Origin of the sequence: Sphingobacterium sp. HSC-15S19 (assembly GCF_050433745.1) — a bacterium.
GTDB lineage: Bacteria > Bacteroidota > Bacteroidia > Sphingobacteriales > Sphingobacteriaceae > Sphingobacterium > Sphingobacterium siyangense.
In genome coordinates this window covers 103,727-123,084 of the sequence record NZ_JBNPWQ010000012.1, presented here as the reverse complement: position 1 = coordinate 123,084, position 19,358 = coordinate 103,727, and the positions used below count along the sequence as shown (strand labels likewise).

The 19,358-nt window shown below is 41.9% G+C and carries 15 protein-coding genes; 8 read left to right on the top strand and 7 right to left on the bottom strand.

Translation table 11 applies throughout. The annotated features are described in order from the left end of the window. Window positions 1-410: 410 nt before the first annotated feature. From L1283_RS11950 to L1283_RS11935, 4 genes are all read left to right on the top strand, one after another. On the top strand, window positions 411-1,784 hold the full coding sequence (locus L1283_RS11950; RefSeq protein WP_333802815.1) for a DUF1800 domain-containing protein: 1,374 nt from the start codon (window positions 411-413) through the stop codon (window positions 1,782-1,784). Between the two features lie 16 nt (window positions 1,785-1,800). Then, window positions 1,801-2,994 carry a DUF1501 domain-containing protein gene (locus tag L1283_RS11945; RefSeq protein WP_286774862.1) on the top strand — a complete coding sequence of 398 codons (1,194 nt, stop codon included), beginning with the start codon at window positions 1,801-1,803 and terminating at the stop codon, window positions 2,992-2,994. Between the two features lie 229 nt (window positions 2,995-3,223). Continuing rightward, a complete protein-coding gene (locus L1283_RS11940; RefSeq protein WP_286774863.1) occupies window positions 3,224-3,688 on the top strand; it encodes an RNA polymerase sigma factor in 465 nt (154 codons plus the stop codon). A 2-nt stretch (window positions 3,689-3,690) separates the two neighbouring features. Continuing rightward, entirely contained in the window at window positions 3,691-4,542 is an 852-nt protein-coding gene (locus L1283_RS11935; protein WP_429626120.1) for an anti-sigma factor, read from the top strand. Window positions 4,543-4,650: 108 nt separating this feature from the next. Here L1283_RS11935 and L1283_RS11930 read toward each other — a convergent pair whose 3' ends face one another. The 6 genes from L1283_RS11930 to L1283_RS11905 form a co-directional block, all read right to left on the bottom strand. Then, the gene (locus L1283_RS11930) at window positions 4,651-5,484 is read right to left on the bottom strand and encodes a ferritin-like domain-containing protein (protein ID WP_286774865.1); all 834 of its coding nucleotides are present in this window, start codon (window positions 5,482-5,484) and stop codon (window positions 4,651-4,653) included. Window positions 5,485-5,504: 20 nt separating this feature from the next. Then, window positions 5,505-6,230: a ferritin-like domain-containing protein gene (locus tag L1283_RS11925; RefSeq protein WP_286774866.1), complete on the bottom strand. Its 726-nt coding sequence runs from the start codon at window positions 6,228-6,230 to the stop codon at window positions 5,505-5,507. A gap of 245 nt (window positions 6,231-6,475) precedes the next feature. Further along, complete coding sequence (msrB, locus tag L1283_RS11920) at window positions 6,476-7,582, bottom strand: peptide-methionine (R)-S-oxide reductase MsrB (protein WP_286774867.1); 1,107 nt, start codon at window positions 7,580-7,582, stop codon at window positions 6,476-6,478. A gap of 234 nt (window positions 7,583-7,816) precedes the next feature. Then, complete coding sequence (locus tag L1283_RS11915) at window positions 7,817-9,616, bottom strand: chloride channel protein (protein ID WP_286774868.1); 1,800 nt, start codon at window positions 9,614-9,616, stop codon at window positions 7,817-7,819. A 132-nt stretch (window positions 9,617-9,748) separates the two neighbouring features. After that, window positions 9,749-10,924, bottom strand: a complete 1,176-nt coding sequence (gene nhaA, locus L1283_RS11910; RefSeq protein ID WP_145328369.1) for a Na+/H+ antiporter NhaA — start codon at window positions 10,922-10,924, stop codon at window positions 9,749-9,751. Next, window positions 10,908-12,365, bottom strand: coding sequence for an alanine/glycine:cation symporter family protein (locus L1283_RS11905; RefSeq protein ID WP_286774869.1), 1,458 nt, complete (start codon window positions 12,363-12,365; stop codon window positions 10,908-10,910). Before L1283_RS11905 ends, nhaA begins: the two co-directional genes overlap by 17 nt. A 231-nt stretch (window positions 12,366-12,596) precedes the next feature. Here L1283_RS11905 and L1283_RS11900 point away from each other — a divergent pair, with 231 nt between their 5' ends. Beyond that, the gene (locus L1283_RS11900) at window positions 12,597-13,979 is read left to right on the top strand and encodes a TrkH family potassium uptake protein (RefSeq protein ID WP_286774870.1); all 1,383 of its coding nucleotides are present in this window, start codon (window positions 12,597-12,599) and stop codon (window positions 13,977-13,979) included. 72 nt (window positions 13,980-14,051) lie between these two features. Beyond that, window positions 14,052-14,729, top strand: coding sequence for a potassium channel family protein (locus tag L1283_RS11895; RefSeq protein WP_070566542.1), 678 nt, complete (start codon window positions 14,052-14,054; stop codon window positions 14,727-14,729). A gap of 2 nt (window positions 14,730-14,731) precedes the next feature. Here L1283_RS11895 and L1283_RS11890 read toward each other — a convergent pair whose 3' ends face one another. Then, window positions 14,732-16,024, bottom strand: coding sequence for a TIGR00341 family protein (locus L1283_RS11890; protein ID WP_070566540.1), 1,293 nt, complete (start codon window positions 16,022-16,024; stop codon window positions 14,732-14,734). 261 nt (window positions 16,025-16,285) lie between these two features. On the opposite strand from L1283_RS11890, the gene L1283_RS11885 reads away from it, so the two are divergent. Together L1283_RS11885 and L1283_RS11880 are read left to right on the top strand one after the other, a co-directional pair. Beyond that, on the top strand, window positions 16,286-17,134 hold the full coding sequence (locus tag L1283_RS11885; protein ID WP_286774871.1) for a mechanosensitive ion channel family protein: 849 nt from the start codon (window positions 16,286-16,288) through the stop codon (window positions 17,132-17,134). Window positions 17,135-17,208: 74 nt separating this feature from the next. Next, entirely contained in the window at window positions 17,209-19,215 is a 2,007-nt protein-coding gene (locus tag L1283_RS11880) for a BCCT family transporter (protein WP_429626119.1), read from the top strand. Window positions 19,216-19,358: the final 143 nt, after the last annotated feature.

The window sequence follows — 19,358 nt, the reverse complement described above, 5'->3', positions numbered from 1 at the left end:
AATTAACACTGGAGAATAATAATCTTCGTAATTGTACTCTTGGCTGCCATTCGCGACGATAATAGGGCATGCCGAAGAAAATATAATCCTTTATTCGCCCGCTACAGCTTAAGTTTATTTAATTTCATGTGGCTGGTCCTGAATGTGGAAGCACTCAATGGGATAGAAAACAGCAGTGGGATAAGAATTCTTAAGCAAATGAGCGATACAGCGTGGTTTTAAAGGAGGTGTGCAATTTCAACAAGGGGTTCTTTTGCACCTAGGCGAATAAATTTAATAAAAAAATCGAAGTTTGAAAAGTATTGTCTTGGTAGTCACTTTGTTAATTTAGCTTAATTTTTGTTAAATCGAATCTTCCTGTAAGCTAACATAGTTAAATAATTCGTTATTTAGGTATAAAAGGAAACAGGATGATGTCCGATTTTAAAAAAAATATACACCTGGCAAATCGCGCCGGATTTGGGATGGGCCTACAGCAGATTACCGTTTTTGAACAGCAGTCTACCGCAGTCCTCTGGAAGCAATATGCCCAGGAACATGAATTTCATCCCATCAGTTTCAATACGGAGCAGACCAACGTCGACTACACGACGCTTTCCAAGTTGAATGCCGCAGACAAAAAGCAGGTACAACAGCTCAATCGAAAGCGTAATATTGAGATCAACCTTAATTTCCTGAATGAAATGGTGCATAGCGAAGATCAGCTCAGGGAGAAGATGGCCTTTTTTTGGCACGGACATTTTGCTAGCCGGGTTATCAACGCCAATTTTAGCGCCCATATCCTCAACGAAATCAGAAAAAATGCGCTTGGAAATTTCCGGGATCTGCTGTTCGCCGTTTCCAAAGCTCCGGCTATGCTCAATTTCCTCAACAACCAGCAGAATAAAAAAGACCACCCCAATGAAAACTTTGCCCGGGAAGTGATGGAGCTCTTTACGATGGGGCGTGGCAACTATACGGAATCGGATGTGAAGGAAGCTGCGCGTGCATTTACGGGCTGGTCATACGATAAGGATGGCCAGTTCTTGGTGCGTAAAAAGTATCATGATTCGGGCAGCAAAACATTTTTGGGGAAAACCGGAAGTTTCGACGGCAATGCTATCCTGGATATTATCTTGGAGCGGCCCGCTACGGCCCGTTTTATCACCGAAAAGCTCTACCGTTTTCTGGTAAACGAACAAGTGGATCAGGACATCGTCGACACGCTGAGTAAAGATTTCTTCGATTCAGGATATGATATCAGGCGGTTGCTAGACCGTGTATTTACGGCAGCCTGGTTTTACGACTCCAAAAATGTGGGCAACAAAATAAAGTCACCGGTGGAACTCATGGCTGGTATTATGCGTATGCTGCCCATGGAGATCGCGATTCCTGAAAACCTGATTGTTTATCAAAAGCTGTTGGGACAGATGCTCCTGTATCCGCCGAATGTGGCGGGATGGCCATCGGGAAAAGCCTGGATCGACAGCTCTACCTTATTGCTCCGGATGCAACTACCGCAGATATGGACCGGCCTGCGGCCGCTGGATCTTGACGCGCAGAATGACGACGACCTTGATATGGGGATGAAGCAGTCGCGGGCCATGGCTAAAGCCTATAAAAACCCAAAAATTTCCATTGACTGGGCTGGGGTCGAGGCTGTATTTGCCGATCGGGATCCCTTTGAGCTCCTGCTGCAGCAGCAACCTTCCTTTGGTAAGGCACTGCGCGATAGCTACGCTGGCGGAAGCCGCCGTAGGACTATTATTGAAGTAATGAGTATCCCCGAATATCAACTCTGTTAATCGTAATAAGAAAGCCATGATCATCAAAAGACGCCAATTTCTCAAAGCAGGTTCACTTGCAACAGCATCGCTGCTGCTGCCCAATTTCTTAAAAGCCATGTCCTTGCCTGAAGCACTGGAAAGGGGACATAAGGTGTTGGTCATCTTGCAGCTCAGTGGTGGCAATGATGGGCTAAATACCATTGTTCCGATGCGCAATGATATCTATTTTCGGGAACGGCAGACGATTGCGGTCGATAATGCACTAACGCTCACAGATGAAGCGGGCATTCATCCGGCTTTACCTTTTTTTAAGACACTTTATGATCGTGGCGAACTGGCTGTACTCAACAATGTCGGTTATCCCGATCCCAATAAATCGCATTTCCGCAGCATGGATATATGGCATAGTGCGAGCCGAAGCGACGAGTACCTGGAGAGCGGCTGGATAGGCCGCTACCTCGACCAGGCCTGTTACGACTGCGTTCATCCGACGCAGGCGCTCGAAGTGAATGATATGCTGAGCCTTGCCCTCAAGGGAAAACAGAAAAAAGCGTTTGCGTTTAAAGACCCCAAGAAGCTTTATCAGACCAGCCGTGAAGAGTATTTTAATGCACTCTATCAGGAACATCAGCATCAGCATGAAGAGGAGACAGTAGCCTATCTGTATCAGACCCTGGGTGATACGATCAACAATGCCGACTATATTTTTGAACAGAGTAAAGCCAGGAAGACCGCAGCAGCGTACCCCGATTCGGTGCTTGGAAAGGATCTGAAGACGGTATCGTCGTTGATTAAATCGGATATCAATACACAGGTATACTATCTGCAGATCGGCAGTTTTGATACGCATATCAATCAGCAGCAGCGGCAGGAGAGTCTATTCCAAACCATCAACGATGCCGTGGAGGCGTTTGTGGACGACCTCAAGAAAAATAGTCTTTTTCAGCATGTCATGCTGATGACCTTTTCGGAGTTTGGCCGTAGGGTGGCCCAGAATGCCAGCAATGGCACTGATCATGGTACGGCCAACCAACTTTTTTTTCTATCCGGAGGATTGAAAAAACAGGGCCTGCTCAACGCGCTGCCCGACCTAACCCAGCTCAATGAGGGGGATCTCCAGTATACGGAAGATTTTCGAAAAGTATATGCTACACTATTGAAAAAATGGCTCGATGCAGATTCAGCCAAAATATTAGGTTGGAAAAATGGGATTTATGATTTTATTTAAAAAACACCTTCTTATGAGTAGGTATTTATACGCTTTTTTTTTCGATAAATAGTTTTATACCTGAATTGTGTGATGGGCTTTGATTTACAGGATTTATTAGAGATATTAGTTCTATAAACTTAAAATTTGAGTCCATTACACAACCTTTCGGAAGAAACATTGATTCTTTTGCTTAAGAAAAAGAACCAGCAGGCTTTTTAGCTATCTCTACGATAACTATGCAGACGCCTTGTATGGCGTAGTTCGCCGGATTGTAACTTCTGTTGAGCACGCAGAGGAAGTTATTCAGGATGTTTTTGTTAAGATCTGGAAACATGTTGATCATTTCGATGCAGAAAAGGGAAGGTTATATACATGGATGATCAATATTGCGCGTAACGCCGCACTGGACTACCGTAAATCAAAGGGTGCAAAGAATGAATTGAAAAACCAACCGCTCTCCAATATCGTAAATAGAGAAGAGGAGCTAGATCGAAGTCAGAATGAACGGAATGCACGGGCAGATTTTATTGGATTTAAAAATGTTTTAGATAACTTAAAGCCCGAATGCCGCATTTTGATTGAAATGGCCTACTATGAAGGATACACCCAACAGGAAATCGCACAACAGCTCGATATTCCTTTGGGGACCATAAAAACACGGACTAAAGCTGCATTTTTACATTTAAAAAAATTATTAAAAGAATATCGTTAATTTTGGATATCGAAGCTTACATATCATCTGGGATTATTGAATCGTATGTGTTAGGACTCGCTTCCGAAGAGGAAGTCAGTATCCTGAACTGTATTCGTAAAAATAATTCCGCAGTGGATGAAGCAGTAATCGAAGCTGAAAAAATGCTCGAGAACTTGGCTGAGATCCAGGCGGTGGCAATGCCTATTTCCCTGAAGGAAAAGATCTGGGCTAGGCTTGAAGATGAAAACCTCGTTGCGAAGAATGATTCAGCAGATCTTCCTCCCACGCTGATTACTTCATCGGATGAATATGATAAGTCACTAAAAAATTCCAGCACTGAAGAGCAGACGGCTCAGATCGTATCGCTAAGATCTTATGGGTGGGCAATCGCAGCAAGTGTTTTGCTTGCGCTTAGTGCTGGTGCAAATCTATTCTTTTATCTGCAGCAACAACAGGATAGACAGATGCTTGCTCAAACGGATACACAACTAAATTCGAAGCAAACTACCTTAGCTGTATTGCAGGACAAATGGGCACTCATTCAGAACCCGGCCATTAAAACGATTTCTTTAAAAGGGGTTGAGACCAAACCAGATTTGCACGCACTAGTTTACTGGGACCAGCATTCTAAAGCAGTTTACTTGAGTCTTGATCATATGCCCGTTCCTCCCAAGGGTAAACAGTATCAGCTCTGGGCCATGGTAGACGGACAGCCGGTCAGTGTTGGTGTATTTCCGGTGGCTGCCCGCAATCAGATGGCCAGTAAAATGCTTGATGTTGCCAAAGCACAGGCCTTCGTCATTACGTTGGAGGATGAAGGTGGAAAACCTAGTCCTACGCTAACTGAGCTCTGCGTGATGGGAAATATTTAGCCCTTATTCTCTTAAATTTTTTACTGTCGTTCATGTTTTAATAGCACGAAAAAGCCCCAATTTGTAAACCAAACCGGGGCCGTTTTCACAGGTAGATTAAGACTTTTGTTAAGCTTTGATAAATAAACCTGCAATATTAAGTACAGCTTCTGCGGTTAATGGCTCATCAAAAGATTGTGTTGCTGCACTAGTTGAGATTTTCCCCATCGAGCCAGACAGCGAAGTTATGTCAACGCCTGCTTGCTTTACATTATCTTCACCTGCATAAATAGGATCTACGACGGCACCGATACCCGTATCGTTGGCTCCCGTAATCCAAGGCTTTTGATTTGCGGCACCACCGCCGCGTGCGCGGCGCATCTGCCGGATATGGGAGGCATGCCTCGCTTCGACAGAGTGGATCTGTAATGCAGCAGTAAGAACAACGCGGTTGCCAAGCAAGATGCCTGCCTGTCCCTTATATGCGCGCACTCCGGTATCTTCAAATGCCTGAGCAACCGCTAAGAATGTATCATAATCGCTAAAGACATTTCCAAATGTGCCGCCAGCGGTGAAATCAAATGTCGGCTTTGAAACAGCCTTACTGCCCAATACCTGTTTCAGAAAATTCACGTGAGCTACCTCATGATCCCGTATGGTGGTAATGGCTCCAAGCGGTTTGCCCGAGGGGATAAGTCCAGCTTTGGCAACTCCCATGGTATAATATTCTGCTTCTAAATATTCGAGGGTCAATGCATAATTTAGGACACCATTTACATCCGTGGTGGCTGTGGCACCATAAGCTTTTTTGAAAAGTTCACTAACGAAAAAGGGTAGTGCTGCCAGCGTTACTTTTTTACTCATGGAAGCTAGATTTTTAATTGCTTCACGACGTGGGCTGATGCGATCGCTGAACTCAGGATCTACAGCATTTATTTGTTCAAAAACGTTTAAAAGATTCATGATAATTGAGTTTTGGGTGATTAATAAGTGGGTAGATCCGATACATCGATTTTCGATTTGATAAACGGTGCTGCAGCACTCAGTACGACACTAGGGCTTTTTGCAACATCAAGACCATTGGAATCCACAACTTCCATATTGGCAAAACTGCCATTGTCTATCATGTCACGTACCCAAGCAGCATGCCGCGCTTCGACCGAAACGATCTTGCCTGCCAATAACAGGTAATTAGGATCTTTAATAAGCCATCCTGCACCGTTATATGCTGAAACGCCCAGATCCTCAAATGTTTTGGCCGTTGCCAGGACATTTTCCCGACTACTGAAATTAATACCCGAAAGATTTAAATCAAGGCTGGAGATTGCTTTGGCACCCAGTGCAACTTTAAAAAATTCGCGATGGGCAATCTCATGATCACGGATATCTGTAAAGAATGTCTTTTCCATATCGGTCATTCCCGTGTAGGGGTTATTGACCAATTGAATGTAAAAGGCGGCTTCAAGCTGTTCGAGCGCGTATGCGTAGTTGAGAATAGCAATATCGCCACTACCAAAATATAGACCCTTACCACCATTATCCATACCGTCATCATGATCTTTTTTACAACTGGACATACCCAGGATGGCTAATGATGCAGCACTAGCGCCTGCAAATTTTAGGAAATCCCTTCTGCGAAGATCCCTTTTTTCAATTTCGCTATTGGAATGAAATAGCGAATCATTGTGGGGCTTTGTTGTCTTTTCCATAACAAAAGTCTTTAAGTTTTATAATTTTCTGTACTTATAACTATTTACGACTTTTTGGATAGCTTGGATTTAATAATTCTATTTTTTTTAATTTTTTTTTGATGTAGGTTTTAGCTGTTGTAAATAACGATCGTTTTACATGTAAGCGGATCGCTTATTACGGTACTGCTCGGGATAGCAGCGCACAAAAAAACTGATGCAGACTTGCATCAGTTTTTCGCTAAGAGCTATTTATGCTATACCATTTACTTCTTGGCTAGCAAGGGCAAGTATTTTGCATAACCCTTGGCTTTCATTTCTTCTTTAGGCACAAATTGGAGAGAGGCACTATTGATGCAATAGCGTAGCCCGCCTTTGTCAGCAGGGCCGTCATCAAAGACATGTCCTAGGTGAGCGTCGCCAGTTTTGCTACGTACTTCCGTGCGGCGCATGCCGTGAGAATTATCCGCTAATTCTTCGACTAAGTCTGGATTGATCGGTTTGGAAAAGCTGGGCCATCCACAACCTGATTCAAACTTGTCGGTCGAGACAAATAGTGGTTCACCGGTAGTAATATCTACATAAATGCCATCTCTGAACTCATCATTGTATGCATTATCGAATGCACGCTCGGTTGCCTGATGCTGCGTGACATCATATTGCAGTGGTGTAAGTTCTTTTTTTAATGTGCTTTGGTCTTTCCTTTTATAAGTTTGCTGCGCGGATGAATTTTTGGCGGGAGAAGGATTGGCTTTTCGTGCCAACTCGAATAATTCCGGATCAATATGGCAGTAGCCACCTGGGTTTTTGTCGAGATATTTTTGATGGTATGTCTCAGCGTCGTAGTAATTTTGTAAGGGTTCCAGTTCAACAACTATTTTTGCCGGATATTTTTTGGCCAGTTCGGCAAGGCTTTCCTTGATAACCGGAACGGCTGAATCGCTTGTATAGTATATGCCGGTACGATATTGTGTTCCGATATCGTTTCCTTGCTTATTGAGCGAGGTCGGGTCAATAGTCTTTAGGAATAAATCTACGAGCAGTTTTAAGTCGACGACTTGTGGATCGTAAGTGACTTTGACAGTCTCCGCAAAGCCCGTTTTTCCTGTGGAAACCTGCTCATAGCTTGGGTTTTTTAGATTGCCATTGGCATAACCAACTTCGGTAGCGGTCACCCCACGGACCTGCTTAAGAAAATGCTCCGTACCCCAAAAACATCCCCCTGCAAAATAAATAACCTGATCTTTCTCGCCAGTAGGGTTCATAGCTTGTTTTTTAATTATTTTGGAATCACCAGTTTTCTGTGAAAAGCCAAATTTGCTGAGCATAAATAAGCCTAATCCTAGTAATAATAATAAAAATACCTGTTTCATAGCGTTTCTCCATTCTTGTTTTTTAATATACGATGTAAAGGTCCGAATTGGTTTTTGATCAATTTAAAATTGAGGATCTTTGCTTCGTTATTGGTAAGATATGTCTAGAGATGGAATTCCATAAACATCCATGGAGAATTTTTAGACAGCGGTACTTTTTTACCTGAAGCAGACAATACAATAAAGTTACCGAAAGAAATCTATTGTTAAACTTAATTGGACGGTTATTGTTTCCTATTCGAGGTAATGCCCTTGGCGGATTAGCAGTGCTCGGTATTTATTGAATACACTAGATTTGGATACAAAGCCCAGATATTTTTGCTCAGGTCCAAGCACCGGAAGGATCCAGGTGTCTTCTTTGTTCATTTTTGACATCACAGATTCCATACTTTCATGAATAACAACGATATCATTGGGCTTTTGAGCCAATTTTTCAAATGTTGTATCCAGACCATCCAATTCACCAAGTAGAATCGAGAATAAATATTCGCTGTTGACTATTCCGATGAATTTGCCATCGTGGCTCACAATGGGAAATATATTTCTTTTGCTATGAATAATATCGTGCTGTCTAGATTTAGGGGTTTCATCAGGACGCAAAATCACAAAGTTCGTTTCCAAAACGTATTTGATGCGCATCATGCTTAATACGGAACGATCTTTATCTTCATAAGAGATCAAATCACCTGATTCTGCGAGCACCTTGGTATAGATCGAGTGCTTGAGCATTGTTCTATTGATGAGGTAAGATATCGAACAGACAAGCATCAAAGGGACCATCAATGTATAGCCACCGGTCACCTCCGCAATAAGGAACATACCGGTCAAAGGCGCATGCATAATGCCGCTCAGGGCGCCGGCCATACCAGCTACAACAAAATTAGGAACGTTTAGCTCTGCAAGCCCTGTCAGATTGATCCCATAAGAAAATGCAAACCCCAAGAGTCCTCCCATCACCAAGCTTGGACCAAAAACGCCACCATTGCCACCTCCATTAAGAGTAAAGAGTGCGGCAAATGATTTTCCGAAGAGCGTCAATAGCGTGTATCCAAAAACAACGAAGCCGATATTATGGTATTCGGAGAATAAACTATTTTTGACAATTGCGTTGAACTGCCCATTCAAAATTTGCTGTATGGTCAGATAGCCCTCGCCGTATAGCGCAGGAAATACTAGGATCATCAGTCCCAAAGCAACACCGCTCACCCATACCTTGTTATAAGGATTTTTGATTTTCCGAAACCATTGGTTTACAATAACAGATACGCGCGCAAAATATACGGTGTATAAGCCTATCAGTACAGCCATTAGCAGGTAGAAGAATAAGGCGGATACCTGCCAGTAGGAATTAAAGTTCGTAAATAGGGGTTCACTGTAGAGCAGCCGCGAAACCACCGACGCCATTGCAGAGGAAATTAGCAGTGGAATAAACACAGGGATGGAAAATTCGGGTAGCAGAATTTCAATGGCAAAGATCATTCCTGCCAAAGGACTATTAAATGCACCAGCAATACCTGCAGCTGCACCGCAGGCCAGTAGCATGGTCACTTCTTTATATTGTAATCCAAAAAAACGCGCAATATTTGAACCAATAGAAGATCCGCCCAAGGCAACGGGAGCCTCCAAACCACAGGAACCTCCAAAGCCAACGGTGATGGCTGAAGTCACCACCTGTGAATAAATATTACTGGGATCCAGTCGGCTTCCTTTTCGGCTGATCGCATAAATAATCGGCGTTATACCATGTTCTATTTTTTTGCCTTTGATAAATTTTCGGACAAATAATACACTCAGCAGAATACCGATCAACGGAAAAACCAGATACAAAGAATACTTTAATTTCCAGTCAATATCGTTCTGGATACTTGTCGCAATAAAATGAGTCAGTCTTTTTAAAACGGATGCCATCAGCCCCCCAACAATACCTACCAAAAAGGCCAAGATGATGATAAAGTTCCGATTCGAAACTTTTCTCATACGCCATTGGTTGATATGGTCTATTTTTTTATAGAAAGTCTTTTTAAAATTTGCCATTTTTGAACTATTCAGCACACTAACTTACGGACAGATGAAGTAGCGTGCGCCAATATAGTCATTATTGCAAGCAAACAATTTGTATCGTCTTATAGTAGGTATTAATACTAACGTTTTGTTACATAAATAGGCTTATACACGACTTTTTTTGCCGAACACCGACAATACCAAATAACCTAAAATTCCCGCCAGCAGTGAGGTCAGCAGAATCGATAACTTCGCTTCTTTGATATGCAGCGCGTCGCTGAAGGACAGGATGGAAATAAATATAGACATCGTAAAGCCAATTCCAGCCAATAAGCCTACACCCAGGATATGTTTGAATGAGCTTCCTTCCGGGAGACTACTAATCCCCAGTTTAGAGCAGACAAAAGTCATGATTAAAATGCCCAACGGCTTGCCCAGTAATAAGCCAAGGCTAATACCCAGGCCCATCGGAGCGACCAATCCTGTAAGCATCTCGCTTTCAATGCTGATATTGGTATTGGCAAATGCAAATAAGGGTATAATAAAAAAATTGACAGGCTTGACAAGCGCATGCTCCAGACGTTCTAAGGGCGACTCAAGGTCCGTATCATTGGTCGGAATAGTCATCGCCACCATCACACCAGCAATAGTAGCATGTATACCCGAATGATGAATAAAATACCAGATAAATACACCTGGTATCAGATACAGATAGGGGTTTTGTATATTCATGCGGTTCATGACAAAGAGAATAACCATACCGATACCTGCATACAGTAAGTAGGTGGTTTCAATGCCCGACGAATAGAAAAAAGCAATCACCAAAATGGCGATCAGATCGTCCACGATAGCCAAAGCGGCCAAAAATACCTTTAAGCTTGCTGGAATCCGGTTACCTAGCATACCGATTACGGCCAATGCAAAGGCGATATCTGTCGCCATGGGTATACCCCAGCCACCTGCTGTCGCCTGCCCTGAATTGAAGCTTAAAAAGATGATCGCCGGTACAATGGCGCCACCAATAGCGCAAAGGATCGGGAGCGATGCTTGTTTAGGCGAGGAGAGTTCGCCTTCCACGATCTCACGCTTGATCTCCAGTCCCACGAGCAGAAAAAAGATAGCCATTAATCCATCATTGATCCAAAGCAGTGTGCTATATTTTAAATGTACGGTGTCAGAATCGAAACCAAAGGGTGTATCCAAAAATGATTGCAGCCCAGGACCAGCTGCGGTATTGGCTACGATGAGGGATAAAATGACGCAGATAAATAATAAAATGCCGCCAGCGTTACTTGACTTGAAAAAATTTTTGAATACGGTAAGATTAATCAATTGGCTCATCGTGTTGCGTGTTCTTTTTGGACCATAGGTCCATGTTCGGAAATTGAAATTTGGAATTGTCGAATACAGGGTCTTTCTTGGACCTCTGCTGCTCCTGATAGTCTGTATAGATGGCGACAACTTTTTTGTGAAGCAGGAGTATTGCAATCAGGTTGAGCCAAGCCATGAGACCGACACCAATGTCGCCCAGGGTCCAGGCAGATTTGGCTGTACTGATACATCCGACATAGGTAGATACTAATATGAGCAGTCGCAGAATCCAGATAAGTACGGTTTTATGTTGTTTTTTTCGGCTAACGAAGCTGATATTGGTTTCGGCGATATAGTAATAAGCCATAATAGTCGTGAACGCAAAAAAGGCCAATGCCAGCGCGACGAAAGCATTTCCAATGTTGGGGAAATGATGTGACACAGCCTGTTGGGTGAAAGCTGGTCCCATTTCCGTCGCCGGAAGATGTTGGACGAGAAATCCTCCGGCTGGATTTTCAACATTATATTGCCCTGTAAAGAGAATCATCAAAGCTGTTGCGGTGCACACAAACATGGTGTCGACGTAAACAGAAAACCCCTGTACCAGGCCTTGCTTGATCGGATGGGATACCTCGGCTGCTGCCGCCGCATGTGGTGCTGTGCCCTGTCCGGCCTCGTTGCTATAGATACCCCGTTTAACACCCCATGAAATTGCCATGCCGGCGATAGCGCCGAAAGTAGCTTCCATGTTCAAGGCAGATTTTACTATCAGGGCGATAACGCCAGGGATCTCCGTAAAATTGAGGGCAATAATAACTAGAGCCATAAGAATATAGGCGCCAGCCATAAACGGTACAACATATTCGGCAACGGTGCTGATCCGCTTTACTCCACCGATGATAATAATCGCCAATAGTCCGGCAATAGCCAATCCGGTGATACTCGGCGACACATGGAAAGCGGACTCGACTGCTGCGCTGATACTGTTGCTCTGCACTCCGGGCAATAAAAATCCGGTGCTGATGATCGTCACAATCGCAAAGGTCCAGGCAAAAGTCTTGGATCGCAATCCTTTTAGGATATAGAATGCAGGTCCGCCGCGGTATTCGCCATCATTGACCTCTTTATACATCTGACCAAGGGTAGCTTCGACAATAGCCGAGGCGCTGCCTAAAAACGCAATTACCCACATCCAAAAAATAGCGCCCGGCCCGCCCATGGCGATTGCTGTGGCAACACCAGCAATATTACCGGTACCTACGCGGCCTGAAATAGCAAGCGAAAAGGCCTGAAAGGAGGAAATGCCTTTGTCGGAACTGTCGCCATTAAAAAGCAGACGGATCATTTCCCGTATTTGCATCAGCTGAGGGCAGCGGAAGCGTACGGTAAAATATATCCCCGTTAGCAGGCAAAGGTACACCAGAGCGTCGCTCCAGATGATATCATAAATTTTATTGATTATTACGTCCATGTTGTATCATTGAATTCATAGGCCGCCTAAAAGTAGGGAAAACCAGCCAACGCTGCTTTAAATATTGAATAGATTTTGTTTATGTATTTTAAATATCTAATACGTATAATTTATATGTGTCCTTTGCCGCATCTACAAGGAGTATTTTTGCTATTGAAAATTTTTATATCGTTGCGGGCTTGCACCGGATAATTTATTTTTTTTAATTTTACCGGTATACCTTAAAATATTTTGATCAAAAAACGATTCTATAATCCGGCGCAATTGTTCATCTTTAGTTTCTTGGCATTGATTGTTATAGGTACTATGTTGTTGAAACTTCCCATTGCCCTTAATAAACCAATCTCCTGGACTGATTCGCTTTTCACTGCAACGAGTGCAGTTTGTGTTACAGGGCTTGTTGTTGTTGACACAGCTACCCATTTCACTGGCTGGGGCCAAGTCTTTATTTTATTGCTGATTCAAGCTGGTGGAATAGGCATACTATCTTTTGCTGGTCTTTTCGCCTATTTTTTAAAAGGGGGAAGCAGTTATGAAAATCAGCTTGCCATACGGGATTTCTCGAACACGCAACGACTGGGTGAAGTATTTACTTTACTCAAACGCACGATCGCAATTACATTCGGAATAGAAGCTGTCGGTGCTGCCGTCATCTTTTGGACTATGGATGGTTTTAACGGGGCCGGTACGGCCGAACGCATTTTTATTGCTGTATTTCATTCGGTGTCTTCGTTCTGCAACGCTGGTTTTTCGACGTTGTCAAATGGCCTGATGCATGAACAGGTTTATTATAATTATGGGTTCCAACTGGCGGTAGCCAGTATATATATATTTGGCGGTTTAGGATTTCCAATTGTTATAAATGTACTTAAATATATCAAACACTTGATAAATAGGTTGTTCCATAAATGGACAACGAAGGAAAATTATTACCGTCCTTGGGTAATGACCATTAACAGCAAGCTCAACCTGATTACGACGTCTTGTATCACTGCGTTTGCGACTTTGGTGCTCTTTATCTCCGAATATAATCATGTTTTTGCTGATCATAGTGGTATAGGAAAATGGGTAGTAGCTTTCGCAACGGCGACAACACCGCGAACGGCAGGCTTCAACAGTATTGATTTTGCACAGCTGCATTTTTCAAGCATTTTGTTTATTATGCTATTAATGTGGATAGGAGCATCGCCAAACTCCACAGGCGGGGGGATAAAAACGAGTACATTTGCGCTCGCCATACTGAATGCGATCAGCTTGGCAAAAGGGAAAGACCGAACTGAAATATTTAGACGCGAAATAGCAGGGATCTCAATTCAGCGTGCTTTTGCTACGATGTTTCTCTCGCTTATAATTATAGGGATGGGAGTATACGCAATTTCATTTTTTGAGCGCAATCGGCCTTTGTTAGAGATCGCATTTGAATGTTTTTCGGCATACAGTACCGTTGGCCTTTCTTTGGGAGTTACAGGTGATCTGGCGGAAGGAAGCAAAGTCATATTAATTCTTTTGATGTTTATTGGACGAGTAACCATGCTATCGGTATTAATCGCTTTTATCAAAAAGGCGCGCTATACGCACTATCGATATGCTGAAGAAGAATTGACAATATATTAGGTAAAGGTTCCCGTATTAGTTTTAATAACTATGGGAAGGGATGTACGTATAATTTGTAAAGAACATACAAGAATGAAATTTATCATTTTAGGATTGGGGAACTTTGGAGCTTCTCTGGCAGAAAAGCTCACTGCACAAGGCAATGAAGTAATAGGTGTTGATCGTCAGATCGCTAAAGTGACGGCATTGAAGGAAAAGATTACACATACGATTTGTTTGGACGCAACCGACGAAACGGCTTTTCACTCTTTACCGTTAAAAAATACAGATGTTGTGGTCGTCGCGATCGGTGAGGATGAAGGTGCCAATATTATGGTCAGTGCTTTGTGTAAAGAGGCTAACGTGAAACGCCTGATCAGTAGGGCCGTAAACAGACTGCATGAAAAAGTACTAGGTGCGCTAGGGGTGTCAGAGATAGCTCATCCGGAAGAAGAGTCTGCAGAACGGTGGTCCAAGCGCTTGTGTATGACAGGGTTTGTAGATTCTTTTGAACTTAATAGTAATTATTCGATTGTAGAAGCCATCGTCCCTAAAAAATATGTAGGACAAACGATTCAGGAGATCGGTTTCCGAGAAAAGTATGAACTATTAGTGCTTACGATATTAAAAAATACGGAAAAAAAGACTTCATTTGGAAAAAGTGTTGTAACCACAGTACTCCATGGTATTCCTCGTCCGGATACGCGATTGCGGGAAGGAGATATTTTGGTGATTTATGGCTACAACGATCATATCAAAGCGTTCCTCTAATGCTATCTTTTAATGATTTCGACACTGTCTTTTGGAAAGTGGTTTTTTAGCCATTTTTGCAATTTATCTTGTTGGATTTGTGTTAACGCGGCGGGGGAAGTATAAATAAATGCAATGAGATTTGCCACGCTATCGGTTTTTGCGTAATGCTGTTGCATTCCCATGCTATATGAATTTAATTCAGGGAACAGAACCTTAATATCCCGATCGAGCTCCGGACTTACGACCTGGTATTTTGTAAGTTCGTTGTTTAACGCGCGAATCGTTAGATCTTTCTCACTGACAGCTGCGGTACGTTTGTCTATTTCGCTAAGAATACTAGACTTTAAATCCAGGCTATCTTGGTGAATAATAAGTTTGGTGTTTTCAATTCCGAATGTATGCATTGTTTGTTCCAATGATTTTATCTCTTGACTACTGAACTTTTTTGCCAAAAAGGCTAATTCTAGCTTTTTCGGTTTACTGTTGAGCTGCATTTTTTCATAAATGACAGTATACCCTTTGTTGCTTAGTTCCTGCTGTACAAATTGCTTCACTTTATTGGTGTATTTTTTTTCCTGCAGCAGATTGTAAGCAAAATATATACTTGGTATGACGAGCGTTAGCGTGATAATTGTTATGCTTTGCGTAATCCTTTTTTCTCGTTGCTGATCTACATAATGAGTTTTTGGATAACGCAAATATTTAACAATAATAAAAGTCGCTATACAGATAAATACACAGTTGATAATATACAAAAACAATGCCCCTGCAAAATAGGCAAAATTGCCAATTGCAAGACCATAGCCCGCTGTACATAGGGGAGGCATAAGGGCTGTTGCAATGGCTACCCCAGGGATTGGATTGCCTTTGTCAACCCGAGTAATGGCTATAACGCCCACGAGGCCACCAAATATGGCAATCATTACATCATAAATATTTGGAGATGTGCGCGCGAGCAATTCGGATTGGGCTTCTTTGAATGGACTAAGCAGGAAATAGATAAAAGATACAACAAGACTGATGACTGTCGCAATCAGTAGATTTTTAATGGATTTTTTAAGCAAAGGAAAATCAAATGTTCCTAATGCGAATCCTGCTCCGACGATAGGGCCCATAAGTGGAGAAATCAACATAGCTCCAATAATTACTGCTGTTGAGTTGACATTTAAGCCCACAGAAGCTATGACAATAGCACAGGCCAAGATCCAAGCATTGGAACCCCGAAAGGAAATGTTTGCAACGACGTTTTCTAATACCGTCTCCTTTTTTTCTTCACCTTGATGCAGATCAAAAAAGCTCAAAATTTTATTCATACACTTTTCACCTTAGATTTAAACGAATATAGTAAACATCCTTTATCTTATAGAGCATACGACCAAATTATTTGGAAAAGCGTGGTATAATAGCTACAGGTTTTCAAACCTGAAAAAGATAAATTTCGTTTTTTGGTTTTTAACAAACAATTAGGCAAACTAATTGTTGAAATTATAATCATTGGTATATTAATTTGTGATTATAACAATAAATAAATATATTAAGCCCTACGCCTTACATTTTTAATAAATTATAACACTATGAACAATTTAGAATTGAACGACGTCCAGGAGCATTGGAATAATTTTATTTCCTCTGCCGTTGCCTGGGCGCCACGTATTATTACTGCCGTAATTTCAGCTTTACTGATATATTTAATTGGATCATGGATCATTCGCCTGGTTAAGCGGATGATCGATAAGGCGTTCGAGCGGCGGCAAATGGATATCTCCTTGCAGCGCTTTTTAAGTAACCTAATTAGCTGGATTTTAAATATACTCTTGTTTATTGTCGTCGTGACACAGCTCGGCGTGCAGACTTCCGCATTTGTCGCTATTATTGGTGCGGCAGGTTTGGCGATAGGTTTGGCCCTGCAGGGTTCTTTATCCAATTTTGCGGGTGGAATACTGATCTTGTTATTGAAACCTTTCCGGGTAGGGGATTATATCACGTCCAGTGCAAATGTATCGGGTACGGTTACCGAAATTGATATTTTTAATACCAAATTAAATACGCCGCAAAATCAGCAAGTCGTTGTTCCCAACGGTGTTTTGTCGAATAGCAGTATTACCAATTATACCCAGTTGGGCACCCGCCGTACTTGGTTTGATATCGGTGTCGCCTACAACGCTGACTTAAAACAGGCCAAAGAAATCCTTCTGAATGTCGTGCGCAACAATGAATATGCTTTTAAGGAGCCAGCTCCGCAGGTTGTGGTAACCGAACTTGGCGATAGCGCAATCAATCTTTCGGTGCGTGTCACCACGTCAAACGAAAACTTTTGGACCATGCAGGAACAGTTGATTATTAATTGTAAAGAGGCATTGGATCAAGCTGGTATTGAAATACCATTTCCACAAAGGGATATCCATATTCGCAGCAATGCATGATTTGTGCGTAATAATGCATACGATTAACGTAATAATTGGTCGAAAGACCATAGTGTAAACCAAATTTAATTCAAGTGATCTTGTCAAAATCGACATTTAATAAAGGAATCATTATTCCAAGCCTGCTCTTCATTATAGGGGTTTGTCTGCTAGCTGTGTTTTTTCCAACGTTGACAGTAAATATTCTAGATACAATAAAACAGTTTATCTTTGTGAACCTCAATTGGGTATATGTCTGGGCTGTGACACTTTTTGTCATTTTCCTGGTTTACCTCATGTTTAGCAAGTTTGGTAATATCAAGCTCGGAAGTAACGACAGTAAGCCAGAATATACCTTCTTTTCTTGGATTTCTATGTTATTTGCTGCAGGTATGGGAATCGGATTGATGTATTTCAGTGTCGCAGAGCCGATGCAACATTTTTCGACCGAGGCTTTTGCCGGTAATCACTATATTAACCGAGCCAAAAATGCGCAGCTGTATACTTTTTTTCATTGGGGTATACATGCTTGGGCAATTTATGGTGTGGTCGGTTTGGCATTATCATATTTTGCATACCGCTATCGGCTTCCGCTTTCACTTCGTAGTTGCTTCTATCCTTTATTGAAAAACAAAATCAATGGAAAATGGGGTAATGCGATTGATGTATTTGCACTTTGTAGTACATTTTTCGGTATCACGACCACGTTGGGGTTCGGAGTGGTTCAAGTAAATGCTGGCTTGCAGACCCTGGGTCTAGTACCCGATAATAATTTTACCTATCAGATCATGATTGTTGGCGTGTTAACGATGTTGTCTGTTTTATCTGCCACCTCAGGGGTCGATAAAGGTGTAAAGATATTAAGTAATATTAATATACTAACTGTTATTATCTTGTTGCTATTTGTTCTTTTCCTTGGACCTACGGTTTACCTTATTGGCAGTTTTACAGAAGGAATAGGCAATTATGTAAACAATTTCTTTAGTTTGACTTTTGATACACATGTTTATGACGAGGCAACATTACCCTGGTTTTATAACTGGACGATTCTATACTGGGCCTGGTGGATATCATGGTCTCCCTATGTGGGGCTGTTTATTGCTAAAATCTCCAAAGGGCGGACCATTCGTGAATTTATTGCTGCGGTACTTATTATTCCGACCATATTTAATTTTATCTGGATGTCTGTTTTTGGAAATAGTGCCATGTGGTTTGATATTAATATCGCTAAAGGTGCTTTGAGTTCTTTAGCAGATAATCCAGATGCCTTGATGTTTCGATTTTTAGACTACTTGCCTTTATCGGAAATTGTCAGTTATCTGGTTATCCTTATTATTATTATCTTTTTTGTGACCTCGGCTGATTCGGGTATATTTGTTATGAATAGTATTGCTACTAAAAATGCTCCAAAGTCTCCAAAATGGCAAATGGTTTTTTGGGGCGCTTTGTTGGCCATCTTAGCGCTCATGTTGTTGAACACGGGTGGACTGCAGGCATTACAAACTATGACACTTATAACAGCATTGCCATTTTCAATTATCATGTTGCTTTTTTGCGTCAGTTTGGTAAAAGCATTGACGATTGACCGAAGTTATTATGAGCGTGATTTTTCGGTGAGTACTGTGCCCTGGTCGGGCGAATTTTGGAAAGATCGCCTGCAACAGATTGTTTCTTTTAAAAGCCGTGAGTCGGTCGATGAATTTATGAGGAGTACAGTGAAGGCAGCGTTCGAAGATTTGCAGGCTGAGTTTAAGGAGAATGGTATTGAATCAAAGATTCATGAGTTGGATAAACCAAATCGGATAGCGATTGAAATTCGTCACGACCTAATCAACAATTTTATATACGGGGTAAAGAACCAGTTTAAAGTGGTGTCGGATTATGTCGTCGAAGAAGAAAATCTCCCTGATATAGCCGATAAAAAAACTTATTTTCCGAAATCTTATTTTGGAGATGCTCGTGAGGGTTATGATATTCAGTACTTTACAAAAAATGAGCTGATAAGTGATGTTTTGAAGCATTATGAGCGCTTTTTAGAAATAATTTCAGAAGAAAAAAATGAAATGTTTATTAGTAGCAATGCCAACAAAAATCTGAGATGATCAGCCGGCTACGACGCATTGCTTAATATGTGAGATAGCTTGTGCCTAACCAAATCGAAGCTGCTTAATACCATTTTTATTCCGCATTAAGCTATCCATTACTGGGGGAGGAATTTTATGAAAGAGCTCGAAAAGTCGGGCCG